Here is a 24,717-nt window from a genome sequence, read left to right as displayed (position 1 = left end):
ACCTCCTTAATACCTTTTAGGGATTATCTCACCTTTAAGCACTTTCATGACCCCATAAGCCAATGCCTCCATTTCGTTCTCACCCGGATAAACCTTTACAGGTGCAATCCAGGAGATATATTCGAGAAGGTCTCTCTGTAACTTACAAGATTTGGACATTCCACCAGTTAAGATTATGTAATCGACCTTTCCCTTAAGGGCACAGGCCATTGAACCTATTTCCTTGGCGATCTGATAAACCATTGCTCGGTAAACAAGGTCTGCGTAGCTATCACCCTTTTCAATACGAGAAATCACCTCTTCAAGATTATCGGTCCCAAGATAATCTACAAGTCCACCAAACCTTACTGCTTTGTTCAGCATTTCCCTTTTGCTATATTTTCCCGAATAGCAAAGTTCAATGAGGCCGGTAGTTGGCAACGTTCCCGTTCTCTGAGGGCTAAAGGGGCCACCATCGTTTGCATTATTAACATCTATTACTCTGCCCTGTCTTGTAGCAGAAATTGATATTCCGGTACCAAGGTGGGCAACAATCAAATTCAAAGATTCGTAAGGTCTTCCTATTTCTTCCGCAAGCTTTCTCGAAACATATTTAGTATTTAAAGCATGAAACAAACTTTTGCGAGGCAGTTCTTTAAGACCAGACAACCTCGCCACATCATCGAATTCGTCAACGGAAACAGGGTCTACAAAATAAGCTGGACACCCAGAAACCTTTGCCAATTCATAAGCAATTAGCACTCCAAGGTTAGAGGGATGGTCCGCCTGTACTCTACCGTTTAAGACATCATTCACTACATTTTCATCCACGTAATATACTCCAGACTCGAGGCTTTTGAAAGGACCGCCTCTCGAGGCAATAGCATCAATTTCTTTTAAAGAAATACCCTCTTCATCAAGGAATTTTAAAATCTCCTGGTACCTGAATTCCCTCTGGGATATAGTATCAGGAAATTTTTTCAACTCCTCTACAGGATGCCTGATCTCTTTAGATTTTAACAGTTTTTCATCTTCAAAAAGAGCAACTTTCGTTGAACCGCCGCCAGGATTAATTACAAAAATCTTTAACCCCATCTCTACCTCCTGAAAAATTATAATAGAAAAAACAGGAATAAAGAAAAGCAATTGATTTTTAACGGGGTTTGCTTTAACATAATCTTATGGTTGATGTTTTATGTAAACTCGAAGAAGACGACATAAAATTCCAGGAAGAATTCCTTGAAAAACTAAGCAAGATAGAAGAAAAAGTTATAGCAAACTTTGACATTATATACCAGGAAGGTGTTTATATTGCAAGAATTTATCTTGGGGCTTCTGATTGGCCTGGCCTCGGTGAGACAGTTATAGGTATAGTGCATGAAAAGGGGTACAACATTGCCTTTGTTTATGGAGTTGTATCTACCGATGGAAAATATGCCTTTATTGCCATCAAAATTCCCTTCCCGCCCGAAAAATTAAATGATGTTCGATTCCATCTTGAGGAAATAACGGAAGAACTTAAGGGACTTGCTCGGGAAGGGGATCAAATTAAAGCCCGCTTAGTAACCACTGGCATTGAAAAGCTCGAAATACTGGAAAAAATAAAATCCGCACTAAGAGATATTGCTTTCCCTGAGGAATACGAAGAGATTTCAAAAACGGGCGGTGAGCTTGAAAAATTTGTTTTTTCAAGATCCCTGGCTTATCTCAAAGAGCGGGATCCCAAAACCCTCGCAGAAATAATACTTGGGGGACATCGATTCATTAAGAAACTACGACAAGTTGGAATGGGCGTAGAAATTCAAATAAAGAATATCCAAACCGAAAGGGAACAGCTTACTGGGCTAACAGTAGGCGGGTTTCAAAAAGACATTAGCATGGATGAGGTTTTTGACCTCATTAAAGAGGTTTTCCCCAATTTCCAGAGGAAATTCGATAAAGAGTTTATAACCGATGATGGTATTTGCATAATTAGAGTAGAGTTCACCGTTAATAATAGGCCCTTAACTCCAGAAGAACAGAAAAAACTTGAACAACATCTTAAGACAAACCTAAAACAAGGGAAAATCAGAGTACCTCTCAACATTAAATTCGGCGGTGAAATTTTTGGCAGAGCCCTTGTGCCTAAAATGGTGGACGAAGCGCTAACCTCACATATACCCCAAGTTGCGATAATACCTATTGAGCAGAGTAAAACGACGGTAACCTTTAGAATAGCAATCGTCGATAACAACCCTGAAAAGTTTGATACCCTTATAAAAAACATTGCAAAATCGGACGGTTTTGTCTTAATATCCTTTAGGCCCCCTTCTAAAGTGCGAGAAGAGTATGTTTTATTCTTAACAGTAAGAGGCCTTGTTTCCTTTTTTAATTCAGATGTTGAACTCTTTGAAAAATTAAAGGATTTAATTAGAGAAAGTATAGGGCCATTTAGAGATTTTGACGAAGGCTTAAGAACAATTGATAGGAAAAAACTTGAAAAAATTTACTACCTTATCTCACGAGCCAACATACCCGAAGAGCTGGTAAGGACTTTTTATTTTTCAATAGACGATTTCATAAGAACCACACTGAGTCCTGAAAAAATAGCGGAAGATATCAATTTTGTCTCTAAATGCATTCAAGAACACCTTGAGAATGAAAACAAAAAGCTCTTTGTAAGATACGAGAAAAACTCATTGACAATTGTTATAGTCTACCAACCAGAGGAGCGAATTTTTGACAAAATTTTCCCCATTGTTGAGAAATATGAGCCTATTTTAGTCAGGTTCGAAATTTACGGCCTTAATGTTACCTTTATGGAACTTGACATAAGAAACTTTAAAGAGGAAAATGAAGCAGAAATCATTGAAAACATAAAAAAGGAGGTATACAATGAAAATTACCATATCGGTAATTAAAGCCGATATAGGTGGATATGTCGGACACACTTCTGTTCATCCAAGAATAATGGAAGTAGCAGAGGATCACCTCCAAAAAGCCAAGGAACAGGGAATCTTGATTGACTATTTCGTCACAAGGGTCGGGGACGACTTGCAACTTATCATGACCCACAAAAAAGGCACAAACTGTGGCGAAATTCACAAGTTGGCCTGGGATACTTTTGTGGAGGGCACAGAGATAGCAAAATCTCTGAAACAATATGGTGCTGGGCAAGACCTTCTGAGCGATGCTTTCAGCGGGAACATAAAGGGGCTTGGGCCAGGACTTGCGGAAATGGAGTTTGAAGAAAGGCCAAGTGAGCCCATAATAATCTTCATGGCTGACAAAACTTCACCAGGTGCATGGAACATTCCCCTCTTTAGAATTTTTGCAGATCCTTTCAATACCCCCGGATTAGTTATCGACCCAAAACTTCATAACGGATTTATCTTTGAGGTACTTGATGTTTATGAACACAAAAAGATTTTAATGAGTACTCCAGAAGAGCTTTACGACCTATTGATTCTCATTGGGGCCGCTGAGCACTATATAATAAAAGCGGTCTACAGAAAGGAAGATAAAGAAATTGCAGCAGTTTCCTCCACTCAAAGACTTTCTATGATGGCGGGGAGATACGTTGGAAAAGATGACCCAGTTATGATAGTAAGAGCCCAGAGTGGCTTCCCCGCAGTGGGTGAAATCCTTGAACCCTTTGCCTTCCCACACCTTGTGGCAGGATGGATGAGAGGCTCCCACTATGGTCCGCTGATGCCGGTAGCACTACATCAAGCAAACCCATCCCGTTTTGATGGACCTCCCAGAGTTTGTGCTCTTGGCTTTCAATTGGCTGAAGGTAAACTAATAGGCCCCCGAGACCTTTTTGATGATCCAGCCTTTGACGAAGCCAGAGCAACCGCCAACAAGATAGCAAATTACCTAAGAGCACACGGCCCCTTTGAGCCTCACAGACTCGGCCTCAAAGAAATGGAATACACAACACTCCCCGATGTACTGAAAAAGGTTAAGAACAGATTCATCGACCTTGAGTAATGCTAAAGCATATACTCATAGCGCTTCTCTTTGGAAAAACATTAATAGTTGGAAAAGTAAAGATAGAGGGGGTAAAAGCCCTCTCACAGTCAGAGATCAAAAGTATCCTCAGAATGTCAAGGGGGGATAAATATTATCCCCCCTTGTTTAACTCTTACAAGCAAAGATTGCTGGACGAGATAAAGGATCGAGGCTATTTCGATGCCAAAATTATTGATGAAAAGGTTACAGAAGAAAATGAAAAAGTTTACATCTACTTAAAAATCAAAGAGGGCACGAGGTATATCCTAAGTGGCATTCAGACTTCCTGGGAGAGCAGTGATACATTGTTTTTTCGAAAAACGATGAATATTTTATACTTCAGAATACCAATCCCTTATTCCTCAGACCTTTTAGCAAAGAAAGAAACCGAAGCTCTCGATTTCCTGAGAAATCAGGGATACCTAAAGGCCTCAATCGAAAGGGCAGTCATCCGCGATAGCATTAGGAAAACCTGCACTGTAATATGGAAAATTGACAAGGGGCCTCGTTACAGAGTTGACGATATTCAAATCACAGGAAATAGAACGGTAAGGAGGGCAATAATTGAAAGAGAAATTAAGGTTAAAACAGGTCAATTTGTTTCCCCAGCAGATGTCATGGAAAGCATACAAAGAATATATTCTACCGGCCTTTTTAAGACGATTTATCACACTTACGAGTACCAGGGAGATTCCGCAGTTAAAATTATATTCAACGTAGAAGAAAGGAAAAATCGTTACATAAGGATTCAGTGTGGAGTTTATCCCTTCGAGCTTGTTAACCTAAACCTTGAATTAGGGCACAGGAATCTCTTTAACAACAACCAAAATCTAAGTTTAAGATTAGAAAATGGATTTGAGCCATTCACAAGATTCGAGAACTTTTATACTGAACTTCTTTATTCTGAGCCTTATTTTTTAAGCACGCCTTTAAAATACAATCTTAAATTCTTCGGTGGAACATCAAAAATTGACAGTACCTCTTATGTAGGCGTAGAAACTTATATATCTTATTATTGGACACGGAAGAGTAGAAGCATCTTGGGGTTGCAATGGAGAAAATTCTTAGAGGGCAAATATTCCGAGGGGGTGACAAATAAAGCCCTATTTTCTACCATATTTGATAAAAGAGATGATCAGTTATATCCAACAAAAGGGTATGTGATGCAAATAAATTTCTCCAGAGCGGGCGGAATACTGGGGGGCAATTACCATTTTTATAAATACGATGTAGGATTCTCATCATATATTAAGATATGGAAACCCAAGGGGGTTATTGCCTTACGGTTATCTAATGGAAACATTTTTCCTCTTTACTCCTCAACTATACCACTAATAGAAGAGTTTAAAATTGGCGGAGACGGAACCCTAAGAGGGTATAAATATTCCCAGTTTTACAGCACCTCCTTCTATCTTGTTAACCTTGAGCTACGCTCTACAATAAATTCCAAATATGGCCTCTGCCTTTTGACTGACATCTATCCCCAGATCGGAGGCAAAATTTACTTTAGTGCCGGTTTAGGCTTCAGATATTTTTTGCCTGTAGGCAACTTGAGAGTTGATTGGGCCTTTAATCCCAACCGCTTTGGAGATAGGGGATATTTCGGTAACCTTTATATAAACCTTGGTGAAATGTTCTAAAAATAAATACGGCCTTTACATCCATGTGCCTTTTTGCTTATCAAAATGTCCATATTGCCATTTTTACTCTGTATCCATAGACAAAAAGGACGAGTTTTTCGACATTTACCTCAGAGCACTGCAAGAAGAAGTTGCAAGATACAAATCCTTAGATTTTAAATACGAAACCCTTTATGTCGGTGGGGGGACACCGAACGTTTTATCCCCAAAGGAGCTGGCTACACTGCTTGAGCTCGTGCACAAGAGCTTTGATTTAGGGGAAGTAAAAGAAAAATCTATTGAAGTCAATCCAGAAAATGTAAAAAAAGATTTTATCAAAGTAATAAAGGAATTCGGCTTTAACAGAGTTAGCATCGGCGTACAAAGTTTCATTGACGAAGAATTAAAACTACTTGGGAGGCAACACACCGTCAAGGACAATATTAGAACTTTCCATATGTTCAGAGAGGCAGGATTTAACAACATTAACGTCGACCTGATCTTTGCCTTCAAAGGGCAAACATTGCCAAGTTTCCAATATTCTCTTGAGCAAGCCTGCGACCTTGCCCCCGAGCACATTTCAACCTATACCATGACCCATGAGAAACCCGCAAGAAAAGACCTTGAACTAAAGGATGAAGAAACGGCAGTCAAAATGTTTCGCTTAAGAAATAAAATTCTGAAAGCACATGGATTCAAAATGTACGAGATCTCAAACTATTCAAAAAAGGGATTTGAATGCCTTCATAATTTAAAATATTGGCTCCGGCACTATTATATAGGTCTTGGACCTTCGGCATCTGGATTCTACCTCAAAGATGGCAAAGAGATTAGATACACAAATCCTTCCTCCTTCCTGCAATATTCCAAGGGGATCAAAAAAATCGAAATTTTAAACGAAAATCAGAAACTTATTGAAGAAATTTTCCTATCTTTGCGAACAAAGTGGGGCTTAAAGGTAAAGAGCGAGCTTTTGAAAACCATTCCAGAAGAATTAAAACCTTACATAAAGGTGAAAAATAATTCGCTATTCCTTACGGAAAAAGGAATGTTGGTTGCAGATTCCATAGCCCTTAAAATATATGAACACTATGAAGAACTTAAAAAGGAAACTGGTTTATGAGGGGCTAATCTTTAAGGTATGGCAAGAAGAATACGAAATTGAGTCCCATACCTTAAAGCGAGATATCGTCGAGTTTCCAGAGACCTGTGCTGTTCTGCCAATAATTGAAGAGGATGCTATACTGATTACCCAATTTAGATATCCACTAAAGAAAGAAATCCTGGAGATTCCAGCAGGTAAGATCGATCCCGGTGAAACACCAGAAGAAGCGGCAAAGAGGGAATTGATGGAAGAGATTAAAATGAAACCCGAAAAGCTGATAAAGATCGGTGCTTTTTACCTTACTCCCGGATACTCTACCGAAAGGATACACATTTATATAGGGGAAAACCTCAAAGATGCATCCCTGCCAGAAGATCTTGGCGAAAACATTAAGATACAGAGAATGCCTCTTACAAAACTTATGGATTTAATGAATAAAGGCGAAATCGAAGATGCTAAAACTCTTCTTGCCCTTCTTTACTATTTCTATTTTTATTGGAAAAAGTGAACCGAGAAAATTAAACCCCAACGTCGCTACCTTTGAAGAACTCCTTTCCATTCCAATCATTACAGAGGAAGAAGCCCTGGCAATTATGACAGCGAGAACGGTAAAAGAATTCAAATCAATAACGGACCTAATCGAAAGAACGGGATTAGATACCGCAAAAGTGGAGGCCCTTCAAGAAGTCTTTATTTTTAAAAGCCCTGAAAAATACAATATTCAAATCAAATTCTGGCGAGAGCACAATGCCCAAGGTTTTTACTCCAAATTCACATCATCAAAGTATTTTGGCTCTTTTTACATGGATAGTAAGTTTTTGGGTGCTTATTTGGGCAATAATTGGATCACCATAGGAAAATTTGACCTTCAAATCTCACCTTACACCCTGAATCCGGTATTTTATCCAAATAAAGGAAATTTCAACCTTTGCTTAAACCGGCCCTTAACGGTCGCCATAGGGCTGCATAGATTAAAAATTGGAGTTCCACTGCATTTTAATGTTACTCATATTCTTATCTCCCCTGTTTTTGTTCATAAAGAAAGAGCCGATTTTCAGATCTTTGCCAGAAGTAAGATAGAACCCATCACTTTCTATACTTTTTTATCTTCGCTAAACAAAACAGCGGTCTTACGGTTGCATTTTAAAGAGAAAAATTTAAACCTTTCCGCCCAGGCAAAATTAGTAGATAAAAAGTTCTTTGTGGACTTTGGAATTTCAAGAGCTTTTCAAACAGGAAATAGTTTTTACCTGAAATTAAGCAACAAGGAATTTGATAATGCCTCTTATTTGCAGTACTCACAAACTTTACCATCCGGTTGTGCCTTTGACGTTCGCGCAACCCTCACAGAAAAATATCCAGAAATATACTCAGTGAAAATTTACTCGAGAAATTTATTCATCCAGTATCTAAAAGGGCAGACTGAAAGAATCACGCTTAGCACCTTTTATGAGGCAATAAACCTCAAAGTGTTTTACTATCCAACAATCAGTGCCTTCGAATATAGGGTTGCAGGAAATTTTGCTATTCATTCTATGCCTTTTAAAATAGCTATCGGCTGGAAGGACAAAAAATCCTGGAATGTGTCATTAGAATTAAAGATAAATGCTGAAAAAGGACAGGGCGATAATTTTGAGAACCGATGATTTCATGGAAACCTCTCTAATTCTTTCTGCAATAACAAAGGAAGATGGTATGATGAAATTTCTTGCTAAGGGTGCAAAAAGATTAAAATCTCCTTTGAGGATGTCCTTCGAACTTTTTTCGGAAAGCGAACTCATTTTTTACTACAAACCCGAAAGGGAATTTAACATTGTAAAAGAGGGCAAGATTCTCAAGCGCTTCCCGGGGATATACGAGAATTATAGCAAATATGAGCTTGCATCAAAAGTCTCTCAATTCTTAATTAAAACCATCCCTCAGGGCAGTGGTCAAGAGAGTTACGATGAACTCCTCGACTTTTTGAGATTCCTTGACAAAGCGGAGAGAATAAACTCGCTCCTTTATGGCTTCTTCATAGTTAGGTATTTACAGAAAGAAGGGTTACTTCCTCAATTTGAATCCTGTCAAAGATGCAAGCAAAGAAAGGCTGACTATTTCCTGGAAGAACTAAAAATTTCAGTTTGCAGGTCTTGTCTGGAAAACGGTGAGATAGGCGTTCCCATTAATGATGGGACCCGAGCAGAAATTAATTTTATTCTATCTAAGGACTGGAAAGAATTGAACAACCTCGAACTTCGAGAACAAACGAAAAAACTTCTTTTGTTAATTGGGGAAGGGCTATGAAGAAATTATCAAATGTGATAAAAATTGCTGTTTCACTGGGGCTTCTTATTTTGATCCTAACCCGTTTAAAGTGGAGTACAATAATTCACGAGATAAAGGCAGCCAATTATATCTTTCTGATACCCGCTACCCTTATTTATTTTATTGCAATACTCCTTTCCGCCTATCGTTGGGTAATCTTCCTTAAATTGAGGAGTATTGTACTCACCTTATCACAGGCCTTGAAGTATTATCTTATTTCAATATTTGCCGGAAATTTCCTGCCCTCCGGAGGGCTCGACGTTGTAAGAGCAATCTATGCAGGAAAAGGTGGGAAAGTTTCTATAGCACTTGCCGCAACCTTCATTGACAGGCTCTCGGGCTTTTATGCGATACTTTTCTATCTCATTATCGCCGCTATCACACTAACTATGAAAACAAAAGCGCTGCTAAATATCACTATTATTGGGATTTTACTCCTTTTAGCCATAAACCTTTTGCTCTTTACAAAACAATTTTACGAGACGGTAAACAAAGTTAAGCGAAATAAAATCACAACACCCATTTTAAAATTTTTGAATTCAATCTATGAATACCGCGATGAATGGCCTTTGATACTGAAGACACTCCCCATTTCCATACTCATCCAGCTCCTATTCTCTCTTGTTCCAATAGTTATCAGTTTTGGATTAAAGGTAAAAATACCGATATGGGAAAGCATTCTTCTTTTGCCCATTATCAATTTTGTAATGATGATCCCTGTTACTATCTCGGGGCTCGGACTGAGAGAAGGTGCATTTATAATTCTTTATGGAGACCTAATAGGAAGGGAAAAGGCCTTGCTCCTTTCCCTCCTCTATTACCTTACCTCTGTAATAATAAGTCTAATCGGATGGGTTCTATTTCTCTTTGACAAACCTGAAAAAGATTTTAAACAGAGCCTCTAAGGAATTTAAATCCACCCATTCGTCATTGCCATGAATGTTACCGCCTTTTGGTGCGGTAATTAAAACTGGCATCCCTCTCTCGGAGAAGAACCGTCCGTCCGTAGCACCATGCTCTTTTGAGAAGGATAGCTTTCTATTTAACACTTCCTCAGCGATTCTCTTGTACCTCAAAAGATAAGGGTTATCCTTTGGCGTAAAAACTGTTTCACCTGTTGAAATAAGTTCATATTCAACCCCTTTGTACTTTGAAAGGATGCCCTTTAATAGTTCTTCCATCTTTTTTACAGTAAAAGGATGCACAAAGCGAATGTCAAGATACATCTCACCGTAATCTGGAACCCTATTAACGGAATCACCTCCCACCATTTTACCTAGGTTTATCGTATTATGCCAATGGTCGGGATCACCGCAGGGTTCAGGATGAAAGTGCGATTTTAATTCATTGTAAATCTGGACAAGTTTATCAAGGGCATTTTCGCCTGCGAAAATCCTTGAGCCATGGGTAGCAACGCCGTGGGCTACAATTTTTACATGAAAAACCCCCTTCCCCTCTATAACAAGCTGAAAGTCCTCCCCACCATCAGGTATTATAACAAACTCTCCGCCAATCCCTTCTTTTTCGACAAGATATTTAACCCCATTTTCGCTGCCCACTTCCTCATCCGTCGTAAATAGAAATCCTACGTTGGGGCTATCCTTTTCCTTAGACAAAGCCTTAATAAGTTCTATCATAACAGCACAAGAACCCTTCATATCTATGGAGCCTCTCCCGTAGAGCAGGTCACCTTCGCGGCGGGGTACAAAGTCCTCATCCCTTCCACTTACCACATCAAGGTGCCCAACAAAAAGGATCTCCGGATGATAAGTATTGTAAAAAGTGTAGAAAATAGAAGGTTTATTGTTAACAAGATATCTTCTCGAAAATAGACCCTGAGTTTCTTTTAACTCCTCTTCAACAAGGTCAATGATCCTGGAAAGCTCAGGAAGGTTATCACTCACACTTTTCACCCTGATCAACTTTTCAAGGAGCATAGCTATATTTTCTTTCATTACAACACCTCCGCTTAGTTAGATTATAAAAATGACGGCGTGAAAACAAAAGCGATCCTTTGGCAAAGCTTCTAAAATCTTTCAAGCACAAAACTTGAAAACTAAAGCCATTAAACGATTTTTTGAAGTTCTGATTTCTATTGTAAACTTCTTTTCCCGCTATTAGCCTTGGTAAGCCTATCTTTACACCTTGATTATCCATTGATCCTGCTTTTCACTGACAACTTGCAACCTCAGGCCTTAATACATGTAGAAAAGCCCATCCGTCCCATTCTTCTTTATAACTTTAACATTTACTCTTTTTCCCACCACTTTCATCTCAATTACCCTGATTCTTCTAACAATCGAATCTTAACTTGATTGGCCTTTCTAACACATAGCTACAGGGTAGCTTTTTAACTCAGAAATAAAAGAAGATGCTTGGCAAGGAAACAAAATAATCAAAATAAAGCTACTTTTCCCTCGTAAAATTAATGTGCCTATCCTTTACCACCTTTTGTTCTGTGAAATTACCGTTGAGTAGATCACTCCTGAATGCCTTTTAGTTTCTCTTTTTCTCGAGCCAGCTTTACAATTTACTTTGAAGGAGGGAACTATGAAGAATTTGGTTAAGCTTGCCTTAGTCATAGGCTTCATAGTTAATTCAAGTTTACATGCAAAAACTCTCTCCATAGTAAGAATTTATATCGATAACTACTCAGAACTTGAACAAAAGGTACTGAGACACTTTCCAAAGGAGGAATTTCCTGAGATAACGGGAGTTAGCCCGAAAAAGTGGTATGATCTATTGGTTGACGAAAAAGGGCTACAAAAAATCAAGGCTTTGAACATAAAGTACGAAATAACAGTCCCTGACCTCGAAAAGGAGAAATCTAAGGTCAAAGACAGTTACCACTCCTACGATCAGATTGTGAGTCTCCTTAGAAATTATGCCTTAAGTTATCCTACCATATGTAAAATAGAGAGCATAGGGCCGACCTACGAAGGTCGGTGGATTTACGGCGTTAAAATTTCAGACAATGTGGCAGAAGATGAAGAGGAACCGGAGCAACTCTTTTCCGGTTGCCACCATGCAAGGGAATGGGCAAGTGTGGAAGTCCCCCTTTTTATAATTGACACACTCCTTCGTGGCTATGGATTTGACCAAACTATCGCTAATATTGTGAACAATCGCGAAATATGGATCTTCCCTGTTATTAATGTAGATGGATACGTATATGATTATTCAGGAGGACGTCGCAACTGGCGGAAAGATAGGGAACCATACAGAAACGCCATTGGAACCGATCCCAACAGAAACTACAATGGAATTTGTGACAGCAACGCTATAGATGGATGGGGGGTAATCAACTCCTCTTCGGTAAGTCACAACCCGAGTCAAGAGATCTTCTGTGGAAAGCGTCAACACTCCGCCAAGGAAATTTTTGCCTATTCAGAATTTATAAAATCCCACAAATTCGTAACTATTGTAGACTACCATTCCTATTCTGAACTTGTCCTTGCACCCTGGGGGCATAAACAGGACGCTACACCGCACGATAACTGGTACAATTCCATCGGTAGTACAATGGCAAACCTCATAGGAACCCTGAATGGTGGAACTTATACCTATGAAAAATCGGTGAGTCTATACCCTACTTCGGGTAGCTCTACAGATTGGGAGTATGGTTGGTATACCAATGTAAATGGTACTCCATGCCTGGCATTTACCGTGGAAATTGGAACCGCTTTTTATCAAAATACTTCAGACTTACCTTACATTAAAAGACAAAACTTTAATGGCGTGCTCTTTCTTTTGCAGAAAGGTGATTCAATCTATCACTTTATGAAAACAATACCACCTGCACCCATTATCATTTCCCCTGCAAACGATACCGTTTCGGATTCTATCCAGCTCATATGGACCGCTCCAAACAAAGAATTCAACCAGCCAACTTCCTACGAAATTCAGATATTGAAAGGACTAAACAAAGTAAAGGAAACTTTTGAAGGGAATACAAGCCTCTGGGACATTGAAAGTTTTTCCCTGTCAACCCAGAGGGCCCACTCAAGCTCAAAATCGCTGAGGTCTGACCCAGTTAATTACGCTATTTCCCAGGCAAGGACAAAATTCCCTTACTATGTTGAACCAGGAGACAGCTTTTGCCTTTGGACTTACTATAACATCGAGACCGATTATGACGCCGCAATTGTTGAGATCTCAGAGAACCTAAGGGAGTGGTTACCACTGGAAAACGAGAGGATAACGGGGCAAAGTTCAAACTGGATTTACAAAAAATACGATATTTCAAATTACGCAGGGAAGAGTGTTTACTTTAGAGTACGATACATGACAGACGAATATACGCTTTACGAAGGAATCTATATCGATGATGTGTATCCCGTGGCAAGTTGGGACTCCTTCGTGACCCTTTCAAACATTACAGACACCACCTACGTTTTGAGAGACATTGACACAGGACTCTACTACATTAGGGTGAGGGCCCACTCAAACCAATTCGGTAACGGTAACTACAGCACGCTAAAAAAGCTCTATCTTACACGATCTCATACTTTAATCAGCGAAGCGCAAAATAGAGCAGAAATATCAGTACCCAGTCTCGCAAAGGCGACGATCAATATCTTTGTTTCGGCAAAAGATCCGGAACTGATAATTTTTGATGCACAAGGACGCAAGGTCTGGCAGATAAGACAAAAGGGGGATGTCAAGACCTCTTATCAATTAAAACTTCGGAAGGAAGGCGTGTACTTTTACCTCTTTAAGAGCGGAAATCATCAGCAAAGAGGGAAGATTTTGTACGTAGACTAATCTAAATAAAGAAGCGGATTAACCGCCTTTCCGTGATCGCGAATCTCAAAGTGCAGTCGTGAACCGAAATAGTGGTCAGAGGTTCCGACCGTTCCAATGATCTGACCCCTTTTAACTTTAGCACCGCTTGTTACATTAACCTTATGCAAATAGGAATATACGGAAAAGAATCCTCTATGATCAATGATAACGGTATTTCCATAACCTGTCACAGTTCCTACAAAAATCACAACCCCATCATCAATGGCCAGTACTGAACTCCCCGGCGCTGCTTCGATGTCAATGCCAGGATTAAATATCTTAGTCCCGTACTTAGGATTCACAATGGTACCATAATCCATTACTACCCTTCCTTTAACGGGCCAAGGATATTTTCCCGTTGGACTTTTCGCAACTATATGTTCTTCCATCCTCTTCTTTTCCTGTTCCTTCTCGAGCCTCGTTATCAAAGCCTGCATCTCCTTTATAGCTTTCTCAAGCTCAGCCAACCTTTGCTCTTCCGTTGTTTTCTTGGTCTTTAAGGACGCTAACAATTGTTCTTTCTTGCGCTTTAATGCTTCAAGTTCCTTCTGTTGCTCAACAACTTCACTCTTCATCGCCATTACAAATTCTAAGTTTTCATTTCTCAAATCCTTGTACGCTTTAAGTTCATTATAAATTTGCAGCGCCCTGTCCCTCTCCCTTTTCTCACTTTGTATCGCATAATCCACAAGATAAAGGGCCTCCTTTTCTTCTTCCTTAGAAGGTAAAAATTTCAAGATTTGATTTTCCTGAGGGGTCTGATAAAGCAAATTGAGGCTTAACTTTATTCTGTCGGCGCGTTTTAAAAGTTCTTCTTCTTTTTGGTTTATTTGTATCTCCAATTTTGCAATCTCATTTTGAATAGACGCTATATCTCTGTTAAGTTTATCAATGAACCTGAGAATTTCCTTTTCCTTGCTTTCAATTTTTGCAATCTCTTCCTCTGTAGTCTTCATCCTTGTTTCCATTTGGGAAATCCTTCTTCTCGTCTCTTCAAATTCCTTTTTAAGTCTTTCCAGTTGCTGTCTTGAAGACTCTATATCAGCTGTTTGTGCCAGTAGAATAAAAATTAAAAGGGCTCTCATTTCTCAAGCACATCAATACTAAAAATTACTTGCAATAAAAGGAAGAACAAAAGAATAAGGTAAATGGGAAACAAAGGAATATGAAGCACCCCCGAAACCAAATTAAAAACCACCAAGATAAATAGTGAAACTATAACAAGAGGCATTGAGGATGCTAATACGAAAGTAATCTCGAGTCCCTTCTTTTCGTAACCTAAATATTCCACGAGGTCGAAAAGCTTTCTTTCCCTGTTAAAAATACTCCTCATAAAGGAAAGATTTAGCGGGATGTAAAAGATAAGAAAGGTCACAAAGAGCCACAACCCTATCAAAAATAGGGACTTCCTTAGCTTGTAAATTTTTAGAGCCGAAGAGTAGTTATGCTGTACATTTGAAACAGCAGGAAATCGGGAGTAGAACTCCGTGAGTTCCTCGATCAAATCGTTTCCAAGGGCCTTTCTGTTAAATCTTATCTCTATATTTTGTGGAAATGGGCTCTCCTGGAAAATTGACAAAAGCCCAGAGTATTTTGGAAAACGCTCCGCAAACTCTACCTTAGCCATCTCCTTACTGACATAGACTACCTTATCAACGGCAGGAAGTGGCTCTGTGTAAGCCCTAATTGCCTCAATGACCTTTGGGTCTACATCATCTTCAAAAAATACCTTCATAAAGCTCACTTTGAAGGATTCACCCTGAAGCCTTGAGAGATACGCGTAAAACTGAATGAGACTTGAAAAGATTAAAAGTGTTAAAAAATAGACTACTGCAAGAAAAACAAAATCGCTAATCGACTTTTTAAATATGTAAGCCAGTTCTTCAAAGTAGAATTTAACTTTCAATTTTTATCCTCCCCTCCTCAATTCTGAAAATCCTGGCCTTTGGTACCTTTGCTAACACCTCCATATTATGGGTTGAAAGCAATATCGTAACTCCAAGCTCGTTATAAGCCTTCATCTTCTCTATCAGCCAGTCAATATCATTCATATGAAGATTACTGAAAGGCTCATCAGCAAGTAAAAGATCGGGTTCATTAATCATCGCTCTGGCTAAAGCAAGCCTCTGCTGTTCACCACGGGAAAGTGAAGAGGCTAAATCATTCGATTTATGAGTAAGCCCAACATCCTTAAGTGCTAAGACGACTTTTCTCATTAAATCATCATCACCCTTCAGTCTAACAGGTAATGCAAGATTCTCAAAGACCGTTCGGTCGTCAAGAAGCATGAGGTCCTGGAACACAATGCCCATGCCCCTTCTGAGCTCGAGAAGCTTGCTCTTACTTATCTTTTTAAGGGGAAACCCGTCGACCCTCACTTCTCCTTCAGAAGGGAATATATCACCGTAAATTAATCTCAATATCGTAGTTTTTCCCGCACCTGTAGGACCTACAAAAAAGACAAAATCACCCTTTTTCACAGAAAAAGAAACATTATTTAATGCATACCATCTTTCGTTAAATTTCACTGAGACATATTCAAATTCAACCTTGTCGGCCATAGAGCTCCTTATTTACTGCAGTGGGTGGAATTTCTCCATTAAAAAATGCCCTTAAATTTTCAACAACGAGTTCCGCCATTTTGGTCCTTGCCTCAACCGTTGCACTCCCTATGTGGGGAAGCATTACCACATTATCCAGTTCATAAAGTTCCTCAGAAATTTGTGGTTCAAACTCAAAGACATCAAGCCCCGCACCATAAATTCTCCTTTCTTTAAGGACCTTTACCAAAGCCTTTTCGTCCACAATTTTACCCCTTGCCGTATTAATAAAAATTGCATTGGGCTTCATCAGATTAAACTCCCTCTCCCCAATTAGGTTGTAAGTTTCGGGAGTAAGTGGAAGGTGAAGGGAAATAATATCAGAAACTTGTAACAATTCATCGAGATCAACCTTTCTGGCACCAAGCTGCTTTTCGAGTACCTCATTAGGCCTTCTATTGTAATAAACAACCTTCATCCCAAAACCTGTAGACTTGAGAGCAAAAGCCTGTCCTATACGACCCGCACCTAAAACTCCAAGAGTTTTACCCTTGAGTTCAATTCCCAAAAACAAAGTGGGAGACCATCCTCTCCATAGCCTTTTTTCCACATATTTGTGGGCTTCTACTATCCTTCTCGCCACAGCAAATACAAGGGCCCAGGCAAGCTCAGCAGTTGCATCTGTAAGAACATCAGGGGTATTTGTTACAACAATTCCCCGCCTTGTACATTCATCCACATCTATATTGTCATACCCAACAGCATAGTTTGCTACGATCTTCAATCTTGGAGCATTATCAAGAATCTCAGCATCAATCCTATCAGTAAGAAGCACTACCAAGCCATCCACATCTTTAATCTTTTCCTTTAACACTTCTCTCGGAATCGGCGGTTCACCCTCATATATTTGCACATCAAAATCTTTAAGGTACTTTTCCACATTTATAACCAGTTTGGAGGTAAAAAATATTTTCTTACGGGACATATTTCTCTACCCCCGCTGGATCCACATAAAGATTTGTTCCTCTATACCTCTCAAGCCTCTCTGATAGATTACTTACCACTCTTAGAATTCTGCCTTTTAAAGGCCTATCCTCCGTTACTTTTAAAAGCTCGTTTTTACACGCCTCTGCATAAAATAGTGCCCTTCTTTTTTCTCCCACAATATAACTGCAAATTGCAAGGTAATAGAGAGAGATAGCCACATTGTAGCTGTTCCAGGGTTGATCCCTCAAAGTTAAATAAAGTATGACCTCGTGATTCTTTAGCGCTTCTTTCCAGAGTCCCATACGTCTTTGTACATAAGAAAGGGTCCACCTAAAAGTACGAGAGGTTGGGTACATCTCTACAAGCCTTTCTGCAACTTTCAAAGCCGAATCATTCTGATTGTCATAAGCGAGAACCCACACATAGGCATTCATAGCAACAACTTGTATATACTTTGACTTTGTTGCCGAAAGCTCGATCTTTTTGAGAGCCTCTTCCTTAGAGTAATCTCCCGGCAAAAGCCATCTTAATGCAGAGGGAACCTTTGTCATTGCAAATTCAAAGACTCCAAGAGGTAAATAGGCATCGTAAATAGTCGAGTCGATCTCAATACACTTACGCAAAAGGTCTATGCTCTCAAGCCCGTATTGAATAGCGGGTATATATTCTTTGTTTCTGCCTTTTCTAATTGCCCTGTAGGCAAAGGCTGAACCCTCAGCGAAATAGCTCCAGGCGACCAGTTCAGAGTCTGAATTGGCACGGTCCCTTATCTTCCTTGACAACTCAACGGCTTTATCAAGAAGCTCATAAAAGGTTTTCTCATAAATATCGGTCTCAAAATCAATCATATAAAGGTCAAGAAGCCCCGCCTTGTAAAGGTACCCTATAGGACTTGAAGGGTAATTTTTAATGGCAAGGTCAAAATAAAAGGTAGCTTCTTGATACTTTTCAGAATAAGTATATTCAAGCCCTTTGGATATTAATGAATCCAGTGGCTCCCAGAAAAGGGAATCCACCTCCCCAAGAAGAGAGAATAATAGTAAAAATTTCATTTGGCAGCCAGTTCACTTACGAGCTTAGCCCCCTCTGCCATGCTTGAAACACCGTACAATGGAAGTCCAGATTTGTTAAGAATCTCCCTTGCCTTATCCTCATTCGTTCCCGTAAGCCTTATCACTATGGGTAAAGTTATATTTAGTTCCTTATAAGCCTGTACAAGACCTGTCGCAACATCGTCACACCTTGTGATGCCACCAAAAATGTTAATGAAAATAGCCTTTACCCTTTTATCTCTAAGTATAAGCTCCATTGCATTTTTAATCTTTTCAGGGCTTGAACTTCCGCCAACGTCAAGGAAATTAGCAGGTTCACCACCGTAGAGTTTAATTACATCCATCGTAGCCATTGCAAGACCTGCCCCATTAACGCAGCAACCAATGTTACCATCAAGTTTTACAAAGGAAAGCCCCTTTGCCTTTGCTTCTAACTCTTCAGGATTTTCATAATCCATATCCCTTAGTGCCTCAAGGTCTGGATGCCTGTATAAAGCGTTATCATCGATAATTATCTTTGCATCAAGAGCAATGACATTTCCGTCCTCCTCCACTACCAGTGGATTGATCTCTGCCAGCTGTGCATCGGTCTCCACATAAAGTTTGTATAGGGCTTTGATAAAGGATTGAATTCTTTTTACAATTTCTGGATCATCGGAGAGCCTATAGGCCAAATACCTTGCTTCGTAATCCCGAAGACCTAAATATGGATGAACAGGCAGTTTAACGATTGCCTCGGGGTTTGTCTTTGCAACCTCTTCAATTTCTACTCCACCCTCCTTTGATACCATGACTACGTTTCTTTTGCTCCCTCTATCGAGGACTATTCCAAGGTAAAGCTCTGTCTTTATTTTTGCCGCTTCTTCAACAAGAACTTTCTTAACAGGCAATCCTTTAATTTCCATACTTAGAATTTGTGACGCAATTCTAATAGCCTCTTCTTTGTCCTTTGCTACTTTGATTCCACCTGCTTTCCCCCTACCGCCAACGGGAACTTGAGCTTTAATTACCACAGGAAATTGAAATTCATCTAAAGCAGCCTTAACTTCATCCACGCTTTTACACAACTTATTCTTTTTAACGGGGACCCCATATTTAGAAAGCACTTCCTTAGAGGCGTACTCTAATAGCTTCATTTTAAAACCTCCTTTGAACCGAAAAACTTACCATTTATCTTCCTACCTGCAACAAAATCTTTGGCCAGCATGATTCTCCTACCTGCTGGCTGTAATTCGACGATTTCCAAAATACCATCACCTGTGCCTACAAAAAGCCTATTAGACAAAATTCTTATCTCACCTGGTGCCAGAGAGAAAAGAGGTTCTGCAACTTCTACTTTGAAAATCTTAACCAATTCCCCCTCCAAAAAGCTCCTCGCCCCCGGAATGGGAGATAGCGCTCTAACATGATTAAAAATTTTGACCGCTGATTGATTCCATACGATGAAAAGTTCATCCTTTGAGATCTTGGGTGCATAGGTGGGGATACCGCTTTGCGATCTCCTGGAAATAGTGTTCATCAAGTAGCCTTCAAAAACTTTTTTTAGCATCTCGGGCACAACCCTTGCGAGTTTCTCGAGTAACGTTCCCTTTGTGTCGTCCTTAGAAACTGGAACCTCCTTAGCCCACACAACTGGCCCTGCATCAACCTCCATTGTCATCTCAATGATCGTTACCCCTGTAACCTCTACACCATCCATTAAAGCCCTTTCGATAGGTGCAGGGCCTCTATAAAGAGGCAAAAGGGAAGGATGGATGTTTAAAGTGGGAAATCTGGCAACAGTCAAAAAGGGTTCTTTCAAAATCTTCCCAAAATCACATACCACAAAAAAGTCAAATCTTTTCCCCTTCAGAGTATTATATGTCTCAGCATCATTTATCTTTTCGACTTCCAGTAGGTCAATTCCGGTACTAAGTATGAAATCCTTCACCGGGTTGGGGGTGGCCTTCCTTCCTCTCCCCGCGGGTTTGTCAGGGGTTGTAACTACCAAATCCGGCACAAAATCAGCATAATACAACTCTTCTAAAACTTCACGAGCAAAATAACCACTGCCGAGAAAGCACCATCTATAAGGAGAATCGATTGTATTCATTCCTCCACTTTGCCAGTAAAATCCTTCGCGTCTCTTCATCGAGATAATCGATGAAAAGCACACCGTCCAGATGGTCTATTTCATGCAGAAATACCCTGGCTAAGAAGCCTTCAACTTTCAATTTTACATCTTTTAACTTGCCATTCAATTTCAATTCCACTGCCTCAATCTCTGCATATGCTGGCCGGCCAATTTCTGCATATAAGCCAGGGATAGACAGGCAACCCTCCTCATCTACCACAAGCCCTTCGAGATAAATGATCTTAGGATTCAAAAATATTCTATAATCAGAGCCAAAATCCAGTTCCTTAGAGTTTACAACGAATATTCGCTTCGTTATTCCAATCTGGTTGGCCGCAAGCCCAAGTCCACCCTGGTTTTTAAGGGTTTCAATCAAATCGCCAGCAATTTCAAGGGCTTCTCCACTATTAATATCCTTTATCTCTTCGGCCCTTAGCCTCAGTACAGGGTCATCTAAGATCTTAATGGGCTTTACCAAATTATTCCTCCCCACCCTTTTCAAGGATTGCTCGCACGGCCTGCTTTTCAATCTTTATATTGACATTTTCTGCAACTTTCAAAGTAACAATTTCATCTTCTATTTTCTGAATTACGCCTATAATTCCACCTGTAGTAACAATTCTATCGCCCTTTCTCAAAGATGCCAGCATCTCCTTCCGCTTTTTCTCGTATTTTGACTGCGGTAAAATTAAAAGAAGGTAGAAAATGACAAAAATTAAAATCAGTGGAAGGAGCGAAACAAGAAAACTTCCTCCACTCGTAGCCTGCTGAGCAAACAAAAGCCCAGGGACCAAAATCGCTGCTATTGAAAAAATTCCCTTCATAAAATCCTCCTTTAAAACTGCTAAAATTATAAAGTCATATACTTTTAAACCAAAATGGGGCTTAAGAACACAACAATGTGCTCCCAATATCAAGCCTGCGAAGAACTTCGTATATTTTTTAGGGTTCCTGCACTATTTTCCGAAACTCTAAAGGGTATGCAATATTTTTGAGTACACTCTTGGTACCCCCAGATCCAGTAACCACAACGGTTCTGTAACCCAGAATCTTCCCTAAAATTCCCTGTTCAGCATGGATCCCTTCAACTTTTGTCAATAATATATCAAGGGAACGCCTGCTGACACACCCAACTTTAGCAAGAATCCGCTTGTTTGTAACCCCAAACTCTGACGCGGAATAATTTACTAATGAGCCAAGACCCAATATTAAGGCGATCAAAAGAAAAAACGCCCCTGCCTCTCCATTATCGCTTATGAGCCCAAAAACAAAAAGAACGCTGGCCAGAAAAAAACTGGAAACCAATGGAGTTTTGTTTTATAGATTACAACCTCTCCTTCAATTAGATTTTGCTCAATATATCCAATGCTACTCCTCCTTTTTGTGATCCTAAACTTTAAGCCCTGTTCAATCAATTAAATTTTTTAATAATCAAACCCAAGGGAAATGTTTATCTTGACGGGTTTGTAGAGTCTTTCAAAATCTGTGTTATAGGCAAAATCAACTTTCAATTTTGCGAAACCAAGCCACATCCTCAAACCATAACCAAAGTCCGCCTTTAAATCCTTTAATTTAGGGAAATGATCAAAAGGCTGAATTTCACTGTAATCTTTGTAGGTGCACAAACCTGCATCAAAAAACAGAACCCCACCAATTCCTGAAATATCAATGGGTAAGGGGAATCCAAGACTAAGCCTTTTGACAAAGGGAAAACGAAACTCTGTGTTAAACACTAAATATTTGTCACCTATGTAGTCTGCGAATTCAACCCCCCTCAAGTCCGTTATTCCATCAAAGGTAAAATAGTATCTGTCCCTTCCGAAAGAATTCATAAACTTGAGCCTGCTGGCGATCAAATAATCTTCTGAAAAGGCCAAATAGTGCCTGAAATCAGCAACAAAAATCCCGAGGTCCACATCGAAAGGTATTGTTCTAAACAATCCAACGTAATAACGCACACCCTTTATTGGGTCTTGAATGTAATTATAATAAACATTGTCAAAGACATGGGCGCCATAAAGACCAGTAAGTAATCTATTTTTCTGCAAATTGGTTAATTCAATAAAATTACCAAGAGGGGTCTCCCAGAAATAATAATTGGTCTCATTTTCAATACTCAAACCCAGCTCAAAGCGGCGATTCCTTGATAGGGGATGGATTTGCATTAACATGAGCCCAAGGGTTCTGGAAACCAAAACAGTATCGTAAGAAATATAACCGGCATCCCACAACTGATAGAAGGAGAATCCCCTGTCAGTCCTGCCTTTGAGGTTGAAATAATCCAGTTCAAAATTAGAGTTGAGAATGTCTCCAGAAAGATCCGTCGTGAATTGAATCTGATGGTCGCCCAGCTCGTCGGATATACCGAAGGCAACAGTTCCTTCAAATCCCGAAATCGTCGCATAGGACGCGCTTCCATAAATCCAGTCGAGGGAAAACTTTGGCGCGTATTTCTTCAATGCAACTTTCAGAGTATCTTCAAAACTCTCAAAGGCATAGGAAGTGGAATCTTCAATTTTCAACAGGTTCCTGACTTCATAAATATCGTAACCATTTCCAAAAAGAATTGAAGCAATTACCTTACCAGTTTTTGAAACAGTGTACCATTTTAATTCGGTCGGAAAATCCGTAATCCTGTAGACACTACCGTTTTTTAAATCCTCTACAAACAAATTTAAGGCAGAATAACGGTCGCGGGCTATGAAGTAAAGCAAGGTATCCCCCTGAGGTTGTGGTTGAGAAAGTTCGCTATAGTAATCGGTAACCCTTACAATTTCTTTTGAATCTAAGTTAAGCTTAAATACCGCATAAGCGCCGTACTTAATAGCATCGGTTGTGTCATCAGGCACCCTGTCAGAAACGAAGACAATATTCCCCTTATCATCAAAAACGGGGTCTCTATCATCCCACGGGTCATCAGTGAGCTTAAACATCTCATTATTCCGCCATTCATATAAATAGATATCTGAATGACCTTCTTTGAGCCCTACAAAAACAATTCTTCGCCCATCGGATGATATGGCAGGGGTATAAATAGCATCTACATCAAAGCCAATCCTTTTAATTACTCTGTTCCTACGGGTGTCAAAAAGGTAGATCTGATCACCCTCACCCGATTGGGCTGAGAAAACGATGTATCTGCCGTCCCCACTTATGGAAAGAGAAGGCCTTAAAATATGTATGTTCTCAAAATCGGGTATTTTCGAACTCTTAAACACAACGCCCAATCTCTCTGCAGTTGCAACGGAATACTTTACGATGTAAAAATCACCCATCCTTTCCTGAATGAAATAGAGGGCTCCCCCGTCAGGGCTTAAGAGAGGTGCAACGTTATAAAAATTTCCCATTTTCTCATGGTCAGAGTACCTCTTTAAATTAATAGGTGTGGTAGTGACTCCAAATATGGGATAAAAATTCCTGCGGATATAATCCTTAAATCGGAGATCAAACTCTTTCTGGGATATGCCAAAGGACTTCTTAAAGGCCCGATCTACGGAATTTGTATAAACAAGGAGGGAATAGAATTCGGCGATCTTTTCCTTTCCATAAGTATCCTGCAAATACTTATAGAAGAGCTGGCCCAGCTTGTAAACGATGTATCCTCCATAGTAGTTAAGTTCAACGAGGGTTGGCAATTTATCGGAGAGAATCAGATCCCTCACGTATCTCTCGGCATCGGGAGACCATCCTATGGAAAGGAACTCAGCCATTCCTTCGGTAGCCCAGAGGGGGACTTGAGAAGTTAGAACTCCCTCTAAGGTAGAACGCTTTCCTTTTCTCATCATAGCGTATTGAAAAACATGCACTAATTCATGTCTCAAAACATGCTTGAAATCAGCGTAAGAGCCATTAAAGGGAACGACAACACGGGTTTTGAATATCTCGGTGAATCCACCGATTCCCTCTTCAATGACATCTGGAATAACATTGGTTTCCGAAAAATGCTTTGGTGAGTTATAAATAATCACAGGAATCTTTGATTCAATGGAAATCCCGAGGGTGGATACATATTCATTATAAGCCTTTTCCAGCACTGTCCCAGCAAATTTAACCATAAAATCGTCCTTCGAATAAGAAAAGATCCTGAAGTTTTGAGTCTCATAAATTCGGAAATCGTAAGCCCTCGTCTGAAACTTGTTCTTGCCAAAGGAATAGGCAAATAAATTACCCCACAATAAAGATAAACAAATAAAAATATTTCTCATATGATAATTCTAAACCAACCCCATGGGATTGT

The 24,717-nt window shown here is 39.7% G+C and carries 22 protein-coding genes; 9 read left to right on the top strand and 13 right to left on the bottom strand.

The window, feature by feature from the left end:
- Positions 1-6: 6 nt before the first annotated feature.
- Entirely contained in the window at positions 7-1,074 is a 1,068-nt protein-coding gene (buk, locus tag ABIM45_01130) for a butyrate kinase (GenBank protein MEO0238519.1), read from the bottom strand.
- Positions 1,075-1,160: 86 nt separating this feature from the next.
- Between buk and ABIM45_01125 the strand changes: the two genes are divergently transcribed.
- Genes ABIM45_01125 through ABIM45_01090 form a run of 8 tightly spaced genes read left to right on the top strand, consistent with a single transcriptional unit; the run spans position 1,161 to position 9,908 of the window.
- A complete protein-coding gene (locus ABIM45_01125) occupies positions 1,161-2,879 on the top strand; it encodes a hypothetical protein (GenBank protein ID MEO0238518.1) in 1,719 nt (572 codons plus the stop codon).
- A complete protein-coding gene (gene fbp / locus ABIM45_01120) occupies positions 2,854-3,951 on the top strand; it encodes a fructose-1,6-bisphosphate aldolase/phosphatase (GenBank protein MEO0238517.1) in 1,098 nt (365 codons plus the stop codon). The genes ABIM45_01125 and fbp overlap by 26 nt, the downstream gene beginning before the upstream one ends.
- Positions 3,951-5,612, top strand: coding sequence for a POTRA domain-containing protein (locus ABIM45_01115; GenBank protein ID MEO0238516.1), 1,662 nt, complete (start codon positions 3,951-3,953; stop codon positions 5,610-5,612). The genes fbp and ABIM45_01115 overlap by 1 nt, the downstream gene beginning before the upstream one ends.
- Complete coding sequence (hemW, locus tag ABIM45_01110; GenBank protein ID MEO0238515.1) at positions 5,599-6,714, top strand: radical SAM family heme chaperone HemW; 1,116 nt, start codon at positions 5,599-5,601, stop codon at positions 6,712-6,714. Before ABIM45_01115 ends, hemW begins: the two co-directional genes overlap by 14 nt.
- Positions 6,683-7,204, top strand: coding sequence for an NUDIX hydrolase (locus tag ABIM45_01105; GenBank protein MEO0238514.1), 522 nt, complete (start codon positions 6,683-6,685; stop codon positions 7,202-7,204). Before hemW ends, ABIM45_01105 begins: the two co-directional genes overlap by 32 nt.
- Positions 7,149-8,342 (top strand): hypothetical protein, encoded by a 1,194-nt coding sequence (locus tag ABIM45_01100; GenBank protein MEO0238513.1) that lies wholly within the window; start codon positions 7,149-7,151, stop codon positions 8,340-8,342. Before ABIM45_01105 ends, ABIM45_01100 begins: the two co-directional genes overlap by 56 nt.
- A complete protein-coding gene (gene recO / locus ABIM45_01095; GenBank protein ID MEO0238512.1) occupies positions 8,302-8,982 on the top strand; it encodes a DNA repair protein RecO in 681 nt (226 codons plus the stop codon). The genes ABIM45_01100 and recO overlap by 41 nt, the downstream gene beginning before the upstream one ends.
- Positions 8,979-9,908, top strand: a complete 930-nt coding sequence (locus tag ABIM45_01090; protein MEO0238511.1) for a lysylphosphatidylglycerol synthase transmembrane domain-containing protein — start codon at positions 8,979-8,981, stop codon at positions 9,906-9,908. Before recO ends, ABIM45_01090 begins: the two co-directional genes overlap by 4 nt.
- Here ABIM45_01090 and ABIM45_01085 read toward each other — a convergent pair.
- Complete coding sequence (locus tag ABIM45_01085) at positions 9,861-10,958, bottom strand: M20/M25/M40 family metallo-hydrolase (GenBank protein ID MEO0238510.1); 1,098 nt, start codon at positions 10,956-10,958, stop codon at positions 9,861-9,863. The genes ABIM45_01090 and ABIM45_01085 overlap by 48 nt on opposite strands.
- Positions 10,959-11,553: 595 nt before the next feature.
- Here ABIM45_01085 and ABIM45_01080 point away from each other — a divergent pair.
- Positions 11,554-13,767 carry a M14 family zinc carboxypeptidase gene (locus tag ABIM45_01080; protein ID MEO0238509.1) on the top strand — a complete coding sequence of 738 codons (2,214 nt, stop codon included), beginning with the start codon at positions 11,554-11,556 and terminating at the stop codon, positions 13,765-13,767.
- Here the strand turns inward: ABIM45_01080 and ABIM45_01075 are convergent.
- The 11 genes from ABIM45_01075 to ABIM45_01025 form a co-directional block, all read right to left on the bottom strand.
- A complete protein-coding gene (locus ABIM45_01075; protein ID MEO0238508.1) occupies positions 13,764-14,873 on the bottom strand; it encodes a peptidoglycan DD-metalloendopeptidase family protein in 1,110 nt (369 codons plus the stop codon). The two genes, ABIM45_01080 and ABIM45_01075, sit on opposite strands and share 4 nt — an antisense overlap.
- Positions 14,870-15,694, bottom strand: coding sequence for a permease-like cell division protein FtsX (locus ABIM45_01070; protein ID MEO0238507.1), 825 nt, complete (start codon positions 15,692-15,694; stop codon positions 14,870-14,872). Before ABIM45_01070 ends, ABIM45_01075 begins: the two co-directional genes overlap by 4 nt.
- Positions 15,684-16,349 (bottom strand): ATP-binding cassette domain-containing protein, encoded by a 666-nt coding sequence (locus ABIM45_01065; GenBank protein MEO0238506.1) that lies wholly within the window; start codon positions 16,347-16,349, stop codon positions 15,684-15,686. The genes ABIM45_01070 and ABIM45_01065 overlap by 11 nt, the downstream gene beginning before the upstream one ends.
- The gene (locus ABIM45_01060) at positions 16,333-17,313 is read right to left on the bottom strand and encodes a D-glycerate dehydrogenase (GenBank protein MEO0238505.1); all 981 of its coding nucleotides are present in this window, start codon (positions 17,311-17,313) and stop codon (positions 16,333-16,335) included. Before ABIM45_01060 ends, ABIM45_01065 begins: the two co-directional genes overlap by 17 nt.
- Positions 17,303-18,367, bottom strand: coding sequence for a hypothetical protein (locus ABIM45_01055; GenBank protein MEO0238504.1), 1,065 nt, complete (start codon positions 18,365-18,367; stop codon positions 17,303-17,305). Before ABIM45_01055 ends, ABIM45_01060 begins: the two co-directional genes overlap by 11 nt.
- Positions 18,364-19,503 carry an ADP-forming succinate--CoA ligase subunit beta gene (gene sucC / locus ABIM45_01050; protein ID MEO0238503.1) on the bottom strand — a complete coding sequence of 380 codons (1,140 nt, stop codon included), beginning with the start codon at positions 19,501-19,503 and terminating at the stop codon, positions 18,364-18,366. Before sucC ends, ABIM45_01055 begins: the two co-directional genes overlap by 4 nt.
- Positions 19,500-20,498, bottom strand: coding sequence for a methionyl-tRNA formyltransferase (fmt, locus tag ABIM45_01045; GenBank protein ID MEO0238502.1), 999 nt, complete (start codon positions 20,496-20,498; stop codon positions 19,500-19,502). The genes sucC and fmt overlap by 4 nt, the downstream gene beginning before the upstream one ends.
- The gene (def, locus tag ABIM45_01040) at positions 20,434-20,958 is read right to left on the bottom strand and encodes a peptide deformylase (protein ID MEO0238501.1); all 525 of its coding nucleotides are present in this window, start codon (positions 20,956-20,958) and stop codon (positions 20,434-20,436) included. The genes fmt and def overlap by 65 nt, the downstream gene beginning before the upstream one ends.
- Position 20,959: 1 nt before the next feature.
- Positions 20,960-21,304 carry a preprotein translocase subunit YajC gene (yajC, locus tag ABIM45_01035; GenBank protein MEO0238500.1) on the bottom strand — a complete coding sequence of 115 codons (345 nt, stop codon included), beginning with the start codon at positions 21,302-21,304 and terminating at the stop codon, positions 20,960-20,962.
- Between the two features lie 118 nt (positions 21,305-21,422).
- Positions 21,423-21,785, bottom strand: a complete 363-nt coding sequence (locus tag ABIM45_01030; GenBank protein ID MEO0238499.1) for a PH domain-containing protein — start codon at positions 21,783-21,785, stop codon at positions 21,423-21,425.
- 119 nt (positions 21,786-21,904) lie between these two features.
- The gene (locus ABIM45_01025) at positions 21,905-24,685 is read right to left on the bottom strand and encodes a BamA/TamA family outer membrane protein (protein ID MEO0238498.1); all 2,781 of its coding nucleotides are present in this window, start codon (positions 24,683-24,685) and stop codon (positions 21,905-21,907) included.
- Between the last annotated feature and the right edge of the window lie 32 nt (positions 24,686-24,717).

It is taken from the genome of candidate division WOR-3 bacterium, assembly GCA_039803545.1.
Lineage (GTDB): Bacteria > Hydrothermota > Hydrothermia > UBA1063 > UBA1063 > UBA1063.
The sequence above is the reverse complement of the archived record's forward strand: the minus strand, read 5'-3'. Positions and strand labels throughout refer to the sequence as shown.

Excerpts from the sequence above, each read along its gene's own strand:
- buk (MEO0238519.1), bottom strand. The coding sequence starts at position 1,074 with ATGGGGTTAAAGATTTTTGTAATTAATCCTGGCGGCGGTTCAACGAAA.
- ABIM45_01125 (MEO0238518.1), top strand. The coding sequence starts at position 1,161 with ATGGTTGATGTTTTATGTAAACTCGAAGAAGACGACATAAAATTCCAG.
- fbp (MEO0238517.1), top strand. The coding sequence starts at position 2,854 with ATGAAAATTACCATATCGGTAATTAAAGCCGATATAGGTGGATATGTC.
- ABIM45_01115 (MEO0238516.1), top strand. The coding sequence starts at position 3,951 with ATGCTAAAGCATATACTCATAGCGCTTCTCTTTGGAAAAACATTAATA.
- ABIM45_01105 (MEO0238514.1), top strand. The coding sequence starts at position 6,683 with ATGAAGAACTTAAAAAGGAAACTGGTTTATGAGGGGCTAATCTTTAAG.
- ABIM45_01100 (MEO0238513.1), top strand. The coding sequence starts at position 7,149 with ATGCTAAAACTCTTCTTGCCCTTCTTTACTATTTCTATTTTTATTGGA.
- recO (MEO0238512.1), top strand. The coding sequence starts at position 8,302 with ATGCTGAAAAAGGACAGGGCGATAATTTTGAGAACCGATGATTTCATG.
- ABIM45_01090 (MEO0238511.1), top strand. The coding sequence starts at position 8,979 with ATGAAGAAATTATCAAATGTGATAAAAATTGCTGTTTCACTGGGGCTT.
- ABIM45_01085 (MEO0238510.1), bottom strand. The coding sequence starts at position 10,958 with ATGAAAGAAAATATAGCTATGCTCCTTGAAAAGTTGATCAGGGTGAAA.
- ABIM45_01080 (MEO0238509.1), top strand. The coding sequence starts at position 11,554 with ATGAAGAATTTGGTTAAGCTTGCCTTAGTCATAGGCTTCATAGTTAAT.
- ABIM45_01075 (MEO0238508.1), bottom strand. The coding sequence starts at position 14,873 with ATGAGAGCCCTTTTAATTTTTATTCTACTGGCACAAACAGCTGATATA.
- ABIM45_01065 (MEO0238506.1), bottom strand. The coding sequence starts at position 16,349 with ATGGCCGACAAGGTTGAATTTGAATATGTCTCAGTGAAATTTAACGAA.
- ABIM45_01060 (MEO0238505.1), bottom strand. The coding sequence starts at position 17,313 with ATGTCCCGTAAGAAAATATTTTTTACCTCCAAACTGGTTATAAATGTG.
- ABIM45_01055 (MEO0238504.1), bottom strand. The coding sequence starts at position 18,367 with ATGAAATTTTTACTATTATTCTCTCTTCTTGGGGAGGTGGATTCCCTT.
- sucC (MEO0238503.1), bottom strand. The coding sequence starts at position 19,503 with ATGAAGCTATTAGAGTACGCCTCTAAGGAAGTGCTTTCTAAATATGGG.
- fmt (MEO0238502.1), bottom strand. The coding sequence starts at position 20,498 with ATGAAGAGACGCGAAGGATTTTACTGGCAAAGTGGAGGAATGAATACA.
- yajC (MEO0238500.1), bottom strand. The coding sequence starts at position 21,304 with ATGAAGGGAATTTTTTCAATAGCAGCGATTTTGGTCCCTGGGCTTTTG.
- ABIM45_01025 (MEO0238498.1), bottom strand. The coding sequence starts at position 24,685 with ATGAGAAATATTTTTATTTGTTTATCTTTATTGTGGGGTAATTTATTT.